A 13,181-nucleotide genomic window follows, 5' to 3' on the forward strand; every position below is an offset into this window, starting at 1 on the left:
CGCGCGTCGCACCATATCGGGCTGCTGCGGACGCACCCGCGGATCGACATTCTGTCCCCAATAGCTGTAGGGCCAGCCATAAAAGGCCCCGGGACGAACCGAAGTCATATAATCGGGCACCAGTTGCGGTCCGAGCTCATCGCGTTCGTTCACCACGGCCCAGAGCCGGCGCGTCTGCGGCTCAACGGCAAGTGCTGTCGGATTGCGGATGCCCGAGGCATAGGTGCGATGCATGCCGGACTGGCGATCGACCTCCCAGATGACGGCACGATCTTCCTCCACCGCCATGCCGCGTTCGCCGACATTGCTGTTGGAGCCGATACCGACATAGAGTTTCGATCCGTCCGGGCCAGCTGCCAGCGACTTGGTCCAGTGATGATTGATGCGCGAGGGCAAGCTGGTCACCTCGACGCCCGGTATGGTGATGCGCGTCTCGCCCTCGCGATAGGGAAAGCGCAGCAGCGCGTCCTGTGTCGCGACATAGAGCTGGCCCTCGACCAGGGCGAGGCCATAGGGCGCATTCAATCCGGTGATGAGCGCACTGCGCAATTCGGCGCGGCCATCGCCATCGGCATCGCGCAGCAGGGTGACGCGATTGCCACCCTTGACCGAGGTCTTCCCCATGGCCTTGATCTGGGTCGCGATGACATCCTTGGGCCTCAGGGCAGGGGCCGAACCGCCCGACCCTTCCGCCACCAGGATGTCGCCATTGGGCAGCACCAGCATCTGGCGGGGAATGGCGAGCCCCGTGGCAAAGGCCGTCACGCTAAAGCCGGCCGGCGCCGACGGCTTCTCATTCCCCCAGCCAGCGGGCGTCGCGATTTTCATCGGCGGCAGCAATGTCTGGCGCTGATCGGGCAGGTCCGGCTGCGCACCGGTCTGGTCAAGGCCAGGCTGGCTGCGCCCGCAGGCGGCAAGGGCCAGGAGACTGGCGCCCAGGATGAGGGCACGCACGGTCATGGCCGAACCTCCCGATAACCCGCGAAGGCCGTCCAGCCCGCGGAAAGGGCAGCCAGGCTGCTGAGGATGGAGAGGATAAGGCCAATGGTCCCGACCGAACTCCAGCCGTCGCGGCTATGCTGGAAGGCGTTTATGAGCCCGCAGGCCCACATCAGCGCCAACAGCAGCAGATAAAGGCCATGCTGCCGACGTGCCGGTCCTTTGGCGCGCGCCAGCGCGATCAAGGCCCATAGCAGTACCAGGCCGCCGCCAATCAGTGCGCCGGTGATCAGCCAGGCCGAAAAATTGCTCCACTGGATTTCCGCGCTGTTGAGATAGGTGATGTCCGACAGCAGGGCAGCGGGAAACAGGGCAACCGGCCAGGCGAGCAGCAGGCCGTGAAGCGGATGGAGCAAGGGCCGGGTGCGCGGCCGGGCGCTGGGCAAGACATGTCTCCTTGTCGAAGAATGATCCCTCGCCAATGCGCCGGATGGCTTTTGGTTTCGCCGACACCGGCAATTCATCCACTTGTTACGAAACAGAAATGTTTGAACCTGATGCCGCTTCGCGTGTTGGCACGAAAGACGCTGCACACCGGATGCGGCGCGAAAGGGGTGACGCGGGCGCAATGCGCAATCCATGGCTCTGGACCATTTTACTGCTCGGCCTTGGCGCCTGCAATGCGCAGCAGTCGGCCCTCCATGTCTTCGGCGCCGAAGCGCGGCAGGTGCGCGAGATGGCGATCCTATCCGTGTTTGTCACTCACTCCAGCACTGCGATTTTGTTCGATGTAGGAGTGCGCCTGCATCAATCACGCACTTCACAATTTTCGCCGTCAACTGGATGGGAGGTCGCCAGCCTCTATCACTCAATTTCCGTCGCGCGCGCCGGCTTCGCCTTGCCGGGCGTGGTGCCCGTGCCGGCGAAGGGGCTCAGGCGGAAGCTGAAGCGCGTCGGTGCGCTGGTGGTGCGATAGGCGGCCATGGGCTTGCCGAACTCGCTCCACTGGGTGTCGCCGCCCACGCCCCATTGCGCCGCGTCGATCAGCAGCGTGCCCTGGTCGCGCGGCCGGATGTCCGACGATTTCCATGTGCCCGGCTTGTGCCGGTCGAGATCGGCATAGGGGAAGGCGAGGGCGTTCATCATCATCGGTTGGTCGCCCTGCACGCGCAGGCCCGCGCTGCCACCGGACAGTTCCATCCAGCGGACATCGACCTTGTTGCCGGTCTCCTGCGGCCGGATATAATCGTGATTCTGGTCCGCCAGCGCGCCGCGCCACAGGCCGATCGGTGCCGACGTCTTGCGATCGACATAGCTTTCATGTGGGCCGCGGCCATACCATTCGACCGTATCGAGATCGGAGGGAAGGCTGAAGGCCAGCCCGATGCGGAAGGGTGGCGGCAGGTCGGGTTTGACGGGGGTGAAACTGCCGGAGACGGCCACCGCACCATCGCCGGCCATGCGGTAGATGCTGGTGAAGCTGGCCGCGCCATCGCCCAGTTGATAGTCGACCTCGACGGCGCGGCTGCCGTCGGTCTGGGGCATCAGGCGGATCGCGCTGACCTTGCGCTGCTCGCTCATCCCTTTCCAGATCGCGAACTGCTTGTCGGTGCCGATGCCAAGGTCATTGTCGGTCACTGCGCGCCAGAAATGCGGCGCGCCACCCTGCGCCAGCATCCGGCCGCCCTTGCTGTAGGAACGGACCAGGCCGCTCGCCCGGTCGATCACCAGCGCTGCGTCACCGGCGTTGAGGCTGATCGCGCCGCCCTTGTCGCTGATAGCAACGGAGCCGCTGGCGGCGGCGGGCAGGGCAGGTGTGTCCTGTTGCAGGGCAAACTGTTCCCACCCGACCAGCGCATTGGCTTCCACGGCGGGGATTGAGCCGGCTTTGGCTCGGGCGCTGATCGTCACGAAATATTCCGACCCGGCCCGGCGCGGCATGGTTGCGATCGGCAGCGTCATTGCAGCCGCGCCATGGGCGGGAACATTGGGCGCGGCGAGCGACCCACGCGCAACCTCCACGCCATCCTCCAGCAGTGCCCAGTCGAAGCTGAAGCCCGACAGGTCGATGAAATCATGCCGGTTGCGGACGGTCAGGCGGCCGCTCGCCGGATCGAAGCCGTCGAACTGGACCGGCGCATAGACCTTGCGCAGTTCGTAGAGGGCGGGATTGGGAGTGCGGTCGGACTGGAGCAGGCCGTCGCCAAATTCGATGTCGCCACCCGGATTGGGGCCATATTCGCCGCCATCGCCCCAATAGCGCCGCCCATCCCTGGTGTAGCGATACATGGACTGGTCGACCCAGTCCCAGATGAAGCCGCCCTGCAACTTGTCGGGATGGGCGTAGATCGCGTCCCAATAATCCTTCAGATTGCCGCCCGAATTGCCCATCATATGGGCATATTCGCACTGGATCATCGGCTGCCGGAAATTCCAGTTGGTGGCATAGTCGACCAGCTTGGCGACCGGATCATACATGGGTGCATAGATGTCGGCATAGTCATTGGGGCGGTGATCGCCGATCCCGTCCCATGTGCCCCAGCCCAGATAGCTGATCAGTCGATCGGGATCGCGCGCCTTGGCGGCAGCCGCGGCGGCGGCGAAATTAGGGCCTACCCCGGCTTCATTGCCCAGCGACCAGAAGAGGATCGAGGGATGGTTCTTGTCGCGCTCCACCATGTTGGCGACGCGGCTGACATGGGCGTCCTTCCAGGCCGGGTCGAAGCCGATCTGGAATTCGGCGCGCCGTTCGCCATGCTTGTTGGCATAATCCATATAGGCGTGGCTCTCGATATTCGCCTCGTCCATGACATAGAGGCCATAGCGATCGGCAAGCTCGTAGAGGCGCGGATCATTGGGGTAATGCGAGGTACGGATCGCATTGATATTGTTGCGCTTCATCAGCTGGATGTCGCGCTCCATCGATTCCAGCGAGATGACGTGGAAGGTTTCGGGATCATGTTCGTGGCGGTTGACGCCGCGAATGGTGATCGGCTTGCCGTTCACCGTGACGACGCCATTCTGCATCGCGACGGTGCGGAAGCCGATCCGGGCATAGCTGGACTGGATGATCCGCCCCTGCGCATCATAGAGTTCGACCAGCAGCATGTAGAGATTGGGCGTCTCGGCGGTCCATGGCTTCACCTTGTCGACCAGGCCGGTCAGCGTCACGGCGCGTTCGGCCTGGCCCGCCGCAACGGGCTGGCGGCCTTCGATCACGGTGCGATCGCCGTCCATCAGGACATAGCGGGCGCTGGTCGCCGCCCCCGGCGTCACCGCGACATCGACCGCCAGCTTGCCTGCGCCCGTCACATTGTCGAAGCCGGCATGGGCGAAGAAGTCGCGGATGCGCGTTCTGGGCGCGGCCATCAGGAACACCTCGCGCTCGATGCCCGACACGCGCCAGAAATCCTGATCCTCCAGATAGGAGCCGTCCGACCAGCGGAATATCTGGATGGCGATGCTGTTGCGGCCGGGACGGACGAAGCGGGTGACGTCGAATTCCGACGGCAGCTTGCTGTCTTCGGAATAGCCGACCTTCTGGCCGTTGACCCAGACATAATAAGCCGAGCCCGCCGCCCCGATATGCAGCACGACATCCTGCTCGGTCCAGCCCGCCGGCAGGTCGATGTCGCGACGATAGGAACCGACCGGATTGGTCGCATGGGGGATCAGCGGCCGGTTGGCGGGGAAGGGGTAGGTGATATTATTGTAGCGGGCCTGGTCATAGCCCTCCGCCTGCCAGTCGGCCGGCACCTTGATCGATTTCCAGCTCGACACGTCGTAATCGGGCCGCTCGAACCCGGTCGGCAATGTGTCGGCATCGGGTGAGAAGGCGAACTTCCATTCCCCGTTCAGCGACAGGAAACGGCCCGATTGGGTGCGATGGCCGGCCAGCGCGCGGTCCCGGCTCTCGAACGGAAAGGCGGTGGCGCGGGCGGGCAGCTTGCCGATTGCGAAGATGGCGGGATTTTCCCAGTCGGGCCGGGCGGGATCGACCTGTACGGGCTGCACCTGCGGCGGGCCACCCTGCGCCAGCGCGCCGCCCGCCAGCGCCAGTGTGCTGACCGCCGCCAGGGTCCAGATCCGTCCGTGCATTGCCATCCCCTTATTTCAACTGGCAGATATCGAGGACGTCCATGTCCTCATAATCGAGATTTTCGCCGGCCATCGCCCAGATAAAGCTGTAGTTGCGGGTGCCCGCGCCCATATGCACCGACCAGGGCGGCGAGATCACAACGTCCTCATTCTCCATTACAATGTGCCGCAATGCGTCCGGCTGGCCCATATAGTGGAAGATTCTATCTTCCTCTTCCAGATCGAAATAGAGATAGATTTCCGATCGCCGCTCATGGACATGGGGCGGCATCGTATTCCAGACGCTACCGGGCTCCAGCCGGGTGAGGCCCAGGCACAGCGACGCGCTCTGGCACAGATGGGGCAGGATCAACTGATAGATGGTTCGCTCGTTGGACGTTTCCAGGCTGCCCCGCTGCATCGGGTTGCTATCCGCCTGCGACAATTTGCGTAGCGGAAAGGCAGCATGAGCCGGGACGCTGAGCAGATAGAAACGCGCGCCTTCACCGCTGAAGCTGACCGCCTGTGACCCCATGGGGATATAGAGCGCCTCATAGCGAGCGAGCCTGTGGTCGATGCCATCGACGCGGACCGTGCCGTCGCCCTTGCCGATATTGACGACGCTCATCTCGCGCCGTTCCAGCAGCGGATGGCCGGCCGCACTTTCCGGTTCGCTCTGGCATGGCAGGTCCAGCGTTCCGGCGCCCGGCACCGCGCCGCCAATGATGAACCGCTCGCCATGGGAGTAGGTGAGGGTGATTTCACCCGCGCGGAACAGGCCGGATACCAGATGCCGGTCGCGCAGATCCTCATTGCTGGCGCCGTCCATCATCGCGGGATGGGTGGCGTAATAGGTTTTTTCGAACATGCCGCTCGTCCTCCCGCGCGTCAGCGTTGCACGTCGAGCGCGGCCACCGCCGTCGCCGCCATCAGGAAGGCGCCGACGCCATAATATTGGGTGTCGCTGGCGGCTACCTTGTCGGGCCGGTCGCCAACCTGCTGGACCCAGCCCAGTCGGCCGTCGGGCTGGATCGCCTTTTGCAGCGCGGACCAGCCCTTGCGCACCACCGGCTCATATTCGGCGCGGGGTAGCAGCCCGGCCTTGATCCCCCAGGCAAGGCCATAGGTATAGAAGGCGGTGCCGCTGGTTTCGGGCGGCGCATTTTCCGGGGCCAGCAGCGAGGGCGCCCAATAGCCGTCGGGCTTCTGCAGCGTCTTGATCTTCGCCGCCATCTCCTTGAACAGCGCTTCCATCCGGCTGCGGTCGGGGCTGCCTTGGGCCAATAGCGGGAGGACGCGGGCGATGCCGCCGAATACCCAGCCATTGCCCCGGCTCCAGAACTGCTTGCGCCCCTTGTCGTCGCGCCGCTCGAAGAAGCGGCTGTCGCGATAATAGAGATGCTCGGCGGGGTCGAAGAGGAAGTCGGTGGTTGCCCAGAATTCCTTCATCGCAAAACGCATATAGCGATCATCGCCGGTCTGGCGCGACAGTTCGACAAAGGCGGGCGGCGCCATGAACAGCGCATCGCACCAGCACCAGCGCTTGAGGCATTCGGTCGCGCCATAGCCCTGTGGCGGGATGGCGAAGGCAAGGGTGGTGACCGCCGGCTTGTCGACCACCGCGTCGAACGCGGCGCGGGTCGGCGTCAGAGCCTCCTTGCCGGCGCCATGAGCAGCGGCCCAGAGATAGGCCTGCGCAATCGCCTGATCGTCGGCGAAATAGAGATTGTCGCCGGGTTTCCAGCCATTGCGCTGGCCCATCGCCATGATCGCCTCCTTGATCCGGGGCGGCGCGCCGGCATCCGCGAGGGCGGTCATGCCGACCCAGAACACTGCCTGTTCCCAACCGCGTGTCTTGCGCGTCTCGTCGGTGGCGCTGGGAATGTGCGACAGGTCGTCGAGCCGCGCCAATTGCCAGTCGGCCAGCTTCACCGCCGCCTCGATCGGCGTGCGGGCTGGCTGGGCGGCATGGGCCGGCGCGGCGATGGCGCAGGCCAGCATGATCGGCGCGAAGGAGCGGAAGGTCATGATGCAAGCTCTCCAGTAGGCAAGAGACGGGGACTGATGATGTGGAGCAGCGCCAGCGCCACCAGATAGGCGCTGCCGGCGACGGCGAAGATCAGGGCATAGCTGCCGGTCATGTCCAGCACATAACCGACAAACTGGGCGATCAGCATGCCACCGATCGCGCCGGCCGTGCCGCCGATGCCGACCACCGATCCGATGGCGGCGCGCGGGAACAGGTCGGACGGCAAGGTCAGGATATTGGCGGAAAAGGCCTGGTGTCCGGCGGTCGCAAGACCGATCAGCAGCACCGCCGCCCAGAGATTGTCGATCGACTGGACGGTCACCACCGGCAGCACCGCCAGCGCGCACGCCAGCAACGTTGCCTTGCGCGCGGCATTCACGCTCCAGCCGCGCGCGATCAGCCGCGACGATGCCCAGCCGCCCAGCACGCTACCCGCGTCCGACATCAGATAGATGACCACCAGCGGCGGGCCGAAGCTCTTGAGGTCGAGGCCATAGCGTTTGCCGAGGAAATCGGGCAGCCAGAAGAGGAACATCCACCAGATCGGATCGATGCAGAATTTGGGCAGCGCATAGGCCCAGGTCTGGCGAATGGTGAACAGGCGCGACCAGGGGATGGGCGCGCTGGCGCGCACCGGATCGCTGCGGATATAGGCGAGTTCGCCAGGGGATACGCGCGCATGATCCTCCGGCCGGCGATAGAGGAGCAGCCAGGCCGCCACCCAGATCAGGCTGACGAGGCCGGTGACGATGAAGGCGGCGCGCCAGCCATAGGCGATGGTGATGGCGGGCACGATCAGCGGCGTGGCGATCGCGCCGACATTGGCGCCGGCGTTGAACAGGCCGATCGCCAGCGCCCGTTCTTTCTGGGGAAACCATTCGGCCACGACCTTCAGGCCGGCCGGGAAATTGCCGGCCTCGCCAATGCCCAGGGCAAAGCGGACGGCGATGAACTGGGCGATGCCGCTGACCAGGCCATGGGCGGCATGGGCGAGCGTCCAGAAGGTGAAGGCGGCGGCATAGCCGATCCGCGCGCCGACCCGGTCCATGAAGCGGCCCATCGCCAGGAAACCCAGCGCATAGGCGCACTGGAACCAGAAGACGATATTGGCATAGTCGCTCTCGCGCCAGCCCAGTTCGGCCTGCAGCACGGGCTTGAGCACGCCGATCATCTGCCGGTCGACATAGTTGATCGCGGTCGCCGCGAACAGCAGGCCGCAGATCAGCCAGCGATAGCGGCTGGCCCTATCGCTGGCGCCGGCAACGGCGTCATCGACGATATCCGGGGCGGGATGCGGCATGGTCATGATCGTCTCGCGAAAAGATGGGCGCCGGGGCGTGCAGTCCCCGGCGCCCAAGGGGGGAGGGGTCAGAATTTGCCGCGAATGCCGAGCGAAATGGTGGTGCCGTTGAAGAAGCTGTTGTCGCGCCGCGACTGGCCATTGCCCTTCGGTCCGTCCGGATCCTGGTAGTAGATGTACACATTCTCGTTGGTGATGTTCAGCGCATCGACACGGACCTCCAGCGCGTCGCTGAACCGGTAGCTGATCGTCCCGTCGAGGAAGCCCTGCGGCGCGGTATAGGGGATCTGGTCGTTGCCGGTATTTTGCGAGGTGATGCCGGTCTTGGCGCGGTAATTATAGGAACCGCGGATCGCGAATGGGCCCTTTTCGTAGAAGAGCGTCGCGCTGTAGCTATATTCCGGCACGAAGGAGATCGGCACGCGCGTCCCTTCGGTGGTGACGAAATCATCGCCCTTCTGGTCGATCAGCGTCAGGCTGCCGGTAAAGCCAAGCCCGTCGAACGGCTTGGGCAGGAAGGTGAAATTCTGCTGATAGGCAAATTCCAGCCCCTTCAGCTTCAACTGGCCCTGATTGATATATTGGGTACGGCGGATCAGGAAATCATCCGGGATGGTGCCGCCTGGGAAGCCCAGTGAGGTCGTGTTGAACGCGCTCGACGGCAGGCCGAGCGAACCGAAGGTGACGAAGTCCTGCACCGCGGTTGCGCGATCGGTAATGTCCTTCTTGAAGGCACCGATGCTCAGCAGCGCGCCGGGGGCGAAATACCATTCGACGCCGGCGTCATATTGGGTCGCGACCTGGGGCCGCAAATTGGGATTGCCGACCGTGACGTCGGGGTTGAAGACATTGGGCACGATGGTGCCGCCGGCAATGGCAGTCAGCGCGGCACGCGTGATCGTCTTGCCGGCTGACGCACGCAGCAGCAGATTGGACGTCAGGTCATAGGCCAGGCTGGCCGATGGCAGCCAATTTTCATAGCCGCCCTCGCGCCGCTGCGGCAGGAAGACGCCGGCGCCCGCGCTCTGATAATTGTTGATGATGGTGCGGGTGTCGGAATAGCGCAGGCCGGCATAGCCGCGCAGTTCCTTGCCGAACAGCGGCAGGGCGAAATTGCTCTCGAAGAAGAAGGTCTTGACGATTTCCTTGGCGTTGAAGGCCGCGTTGAGATTGACGTTGGCCGCCTCGTTCGCCGCGTTGGCATCGAGATAGTCCATCACGAAGGAGCGCGGGAAGCTCGCAAATTGGGACGGATAGCCCGCATTGCCGCCGTCGCGGATCGCGCCATATTGGATATAGGGATCCATGTAGGAAAAGACGTCGAGGCCGACCAGCTTGCCGGCCGCGATGCTGCTGCCGTCCTGGGTCGAGATGCGCTTGCCCGTATTGACATAGCTGCCGCCGATCTTGAGCGCGAACCGGCGTTCGCCATCGTCCAGCAGCGACCAGTCGAGCACGGCGCGCGCCGTCTTCTGCTTATCGATCTCGCGGTTGAGCGAGAAGCCCAGTGTCGGCGTGGTGTAGTTTGACGGATCGGTGAAATCGACCGGCGAACTGATGGTCGGATAGGTGACGTTGCCGGTCGGGTCGAAGGTGCTGGTCACGCCATAGATGTTGCTGACGATCCGGTTGGCGGTGTAGCGGGCGTTGCTCTCGCTCAGATTGGCCTGGGCCGACAATTTCAGATTGTCGGTGAAGTCATAGACGCCCCGGATGATGCCATATTTGAAGCGGGTGCGGGCGTTGCGGAAGAAATTCTCGTTGATGAAGCTGCTGTTCCCGAACGTGCCGTAGAGATTATTATATTCGTCGATCTTTACGTCGAGCGGGATCAGGCCCGAATTGGTGCCGGTGCCCGGTGCGCTGGTCGACCCCGGCACGGTGCGGGAGTTGCGCACCGCGACGCCAAAGGTGAACTCGTCCGCCTGATCCTTGAGCTGCGAGAAGATGCCGTCGGCGCTCAGTTCCAGCCGATCCGACTTATATTGCAGTGACCCGACCAGGCCCAGCCGCTCGCGCTCATTGTTCGAGGTGAAGACGCGGTAGAAGCGCGGCATATAGGCATTGGCCACCTGGTCACGGGTCAGCGATCCATAATTGGCCAGCGGATTGTCGAGGTCGAGCTGGAACTGGAACGGGCCGCCGGTCGTGGTCGGGCCGGCATAGGCACGCGAACCGATAACGGAGCTATTATAACCGCCGGTCGACTGGAAGCCGGACCGTTCATTGACATTCTTGGCATAGGCCGCACCCAGCAGCACACCGAAATCACCCCATGTGTCGCTTAGCAGCAGCGATCCGCGCGGCTGCCACTTCTTCGACTGGGTATTGTAATTGGCCTGGGCGGTATAGCGGATGACCCGGTCCTTGCTGTCGAAGGGGCGGGGCGTCTGCAGGTCGACATTGCCGCCTATGCCGCCTTCTTCCAGATTGGCAAGCGGGGTCTTGTAGACATCGACGCGACCGAACAATTCGGATGGGAAGACGTCATAATTGAAGTCGCGGGTCGAACTGCCGACATTCTGTGACGATGTCGTGCGCACCGGCGCGCCGTTGATGGTGGTGACGGTGAATTCCGATCCCAGGCCGCGGATGCTGATGCGCTGACCCTCGTTCGATGCGCCGTCACGGCTGAGGAACACGCCTGGAATGCGCTGCAGCGAGTCCGCGACATTGGCCTCCGGGAATTTGCCGATGTCCTCGGCAACGATGGAGTCGCGCACGCCCACGGCTTCGCGCTTCAGTTCGATCCCCTTTTGCAGGCTGCCGCGAAAGCCGGTGACGACGATGTCGGCAGTCGTGGCTTCGCCCTGTGCTGCATCGGTCTGGGGTGTTGGCTGGGGTTCTGCCTGGGCCAGTGCGGGGGCCGAGGCCGCAATCATGGCCAGCATGCTCACCGACATTGCGACGCACGGAAACGCCTTGTTCATATCCATCCTCCCTCATCACGACTCTGATCGTGTTGATCAGGTTATCATACAACTTTGAGGGGGATGTCAATTGTCAGACTTTAGTCAGCCGATCATTCGTCCCGGCTGATCAGATCGTTGAGCTCGGAATGGCGCAAAAGGCTTTCCTGCATGTGATGGCGGGCGGCATGGCGCGCCTTTTCGATGTCCATGCGGACGATGGCGTCAAGCACCGCGTCATGCTCGTCGCTGACCTTGTGGGTGTAGGCGTCGTGCGATCTTTCCGGCTGATATTTGAGGTAGAGGCTGCTTGGTGGCACCAGGCGGACGCCCAGAAATTCGACGAAGCGGGCGTAATAGTCATTCCGGGTCGCGCGGGCGATCGCCATGTGGAACTGGCTGTCGGCTGTGGCGGCGACGGCCGGATCCTCAGCCTCGCGGATGCGGCGTAGCGCGTCGCGCATCGCCGAAATATCTTCGTTCGTGCGACGGGCAGCCGCAAGGCCGGCCATTTCGGTCTCGATCGCCAGGCGCATTTCCAGCAATTTGATCACGTCCGATAGCTCGGACAATTCATCCTTGGTGACCTGAAAGGCGCGGTAGCGTGCGGCATCCGACACGAACACGCCCGATCCCTGGCGGGCGACGGCAAAGCCCTGTGCCTCCAGCCGGGCGACCGCTTCGCGGACCACGGTGCGGCTGACATTTTCCTGCTCGGCAATGTCCTTTTGCGCGGGCAGGCGCGATCCGGGCGGGATGCGGCCGGACAATATGTCCTCTTCCAGCTTGGTGTAGAGCATGTCGGCGAGTGAGGCGGCTTTAGCCATGATGTCGTTCCAGTGAATATTCTTTTTCGAGCCTGCCAGCCTGCGGCAATGTGAGCAAGGGCTTGGCAAGTCTGATTCGATGATTTATCAGCTTATCATACAAATAATCGAGAGGAGCCTGTGGTGAACCGCCCCCAGCCAACAGCATCGTCACGCCGGATCCGGATGCCCTATCTGTCGATCGGATTGGTGGCGATCGGTCTTTGCGTCGGCGCGGCCCTGGCGCAGGGCGATGGGGCGGGCGATCGTCTGCCGGTCGAGAAACGCCTGCCGCCACCGCCCAGCCAGGTGGCGGCCGCCGTCGCACTGGTTGCATCCTATCGCTATGACGACCTGCTGTGGGAAAATGACAAGACCGCCCATCGCATCTATGGCCATGCGCTGGAGGCGGCCGAGCCGCCATCGGGATCGGGGATCGACAGTTGGGGCAAGAATGTCGCCTGGCCCTTCGCCGATCGCCAGCTACGCAGCGGCGACCAGCATGGCTATCATGGCGAGGGGCTGGACTTCTACAATGTCGGCACCACGCGCGGCGCGGGCGGCCTTGGCATCTGGCATGACAACAAGCTGTGGACCTCGCGCAACTATGTCCGTGCCCATATCCTGAAATCGGGCGGACAGGTCGCCGACTTCAGCGTCGATTATGCGCCCTGGCCAGTCGATGTCGATCGCAAGGTATGGGAAACGCGGCGTTTCACCCTTCCGCTCGGTACCCATTTTACCCGGCTGGTCTCGACCATAGGATCGGACAAGGCGACGCCGCTGACGGTCGGCATCGGCATCGGCAAGCGCACCACGGGACAGGGGGCGGGCGACCTGACCGTCGATCGTGCCCGCGGGCTGATCAGCTGGTGGGGCCCGGAAGATGGCGCGCATGGCCGCATGGCGCTGGCGCTCCGGGTCGATCCGGCGCAGATCGCCGATATCCGCGCGGATGCCGACAATCAGCTCATTCTGCTGACGGTCAAGCCGGGCCAGCCCTTCGTCTATTATTCCGGTAGTGCCTGGAACAAGGGGGAGGGTGGCTTTTCCACCCGTGCCGCCTGGGATGCCTATGTCGCCGGCCAGTCCCTCGACTTCACCCCGCCCAAGGATTGATC

10 protein-coding genes are annotated in these 13,181 nt (G+C 63.7%); 2 read left to right on the forward strand and 8 right to left on the reverse strand.

The genetic code is table 11. The features are described 5' to 3' along the window. Together AC13EK_RS02475 and AC13EK_RS02480 are read right to left on the reverse strand one after the other, a co-directional pair. On the reverse strand, nt 1-960 hold a 960-nt coding region (locus AC13EK_RS02475; RefSeq protein ID WP_483022006.1), incomplete at its 3' end, for a PQQ-dependent sugar dehydrogenase. After that, nucleotides 957-1,385 carry a DUF2231 domain-containing protein gene (locus AC13EK_RS02480; protein WP_069338600.1) on the reverse strand — a complete coding sequence of 143 codons (429 nt, stop codon included), beginning with the start codon at nt 1,383-1,385 and terminating at the stop codon, nt 957-959. The genes AC13EK_RS02475 and AC13EK_RS02480, both read right to left, overlap by 4 nt. An 11-nt stretch (nt 1,386-1,396) precedes the next feature. Between AC13EK_RS02480 and AC13EK_RS02485 the strand changes: the two genes are divergently transcribed. Then, a complete protein-coding gene (locus AC13EK_RS02485; RefSeq protein WP_234792497.1) occupies nt 1,397-1,915 on the forward strand; it encodes a hypothetical protein in 519 nt (172 codons plus the stop codon). On the opposite strand, the gene AC13EK_RS02490 is transcribed toward AC13EK_RS02485, so the two are convergent. The 6 genes from AC13EK_RS02490 to AC13EK_RS02515 all read right to left on the reverse strand — a co-directional run bounded on the left by AC13EK_RS02490 (nt 1,804) and on the right by AC13EK_RS02515 (nt 12,081). Next, entirely contained in the window at nt 1,804-5,037 is a 3,234-nt protein-coding gene (locus AC13EK_RS02490; RefSeq protein WP_069338601.1) for a glycoside hydrolase family 2 TIM barrel-domain containing protein, read from the reverse strand. The two genes, AC13EK_RS02485 and AC13EK_RS02490, sit on opposite strands and share 112 nt — an antisense overlap. A gap of 10 nt (nt 5,038-5,047) precedes the next feature. Then, nucleotides 5,048-5,884, reverse strand: a complete 837-nt coding sequence (kduI, locus tag AC13EK_RS02495; RefSeq protein ID WP_069338602.1) for a 5-dehydro-4-deoxy-D-glucuronate isomerase — start codon at nt 5,882-5,884, stop codon at nt 5,048-5,050. Between the two features lie 20 nt (nt 5,885-5,904). Further along, nucleotides 5,905-7,044 carry a glycoside hydrolase family 88/105 protein gene (locus tag AC13EK_RS02500; protein WP_069338603.1) on the reverse strand — a complete coding sequence of 380 codons (1,140 nt, stop codon included), beginning with the start codon at nt 7,042-7,044 and terminating at the stop codon, nt 5,905-5,907. After that, nucleotides 7,041-8,351, reverse strand: a complete 1,311-nt coding sequence (locus AC13EK_RS02505; protein ID WP_069338604.1) for an MFS transporter — start codon at nt 8,349-8,351, stop codon at nt 7,041-7,043. Before AC13EK_RS02505 ends, AC13EK_RS02500 begins: the two co-directional genes overlap by 4 nt. A 62-nt stretch (nt 8,352-8,413) precedes the next feature. Then, entirely contained in the window at nt 8,414-11,275 is a 2,862-nt protein-coding gene (locus tag AC13EK_RS02510; RefSeq protein ID WP_069338605.1) for a TonB-dependent receptor, read from the reverse strand. Nucleotides 11,276-11,367: 92 nt separating this feature from the next. Continuing rightward, nucleotides 11,368-12,081, reverse strand: a complete 714-nt coding sequence (locus AC13EK_RS02515; protein WP_037520836.1) for a FadR/GntR family transcriptional regulator — start codon at nt 12,079-12,081, stop codon at nt 11,368-11,370. 165 nt (nt 12,082-12,246) lie between these two features. On the opposite strand from AC13EK_RS02515, the gene AC13EK_RS02520 reads away from it, so the two are divergent. Then, nucleotides 12,247-13,179: a DUF4861 family protein gene (locus AC13EK_RS02520; protein WP_069338606.1), complete on the forward strand. Its 933-nt coding sequence runs from the start codon at nt 12,247-12,249 to the stop codon at nt 13,177-13,179. Nucleotides 13,180-13,181: the final 2 nt, after the last annotated feature.

The sequence above is a fragment of the Sphingobium sp. L-44 genome (assembly GCF_056859495.1).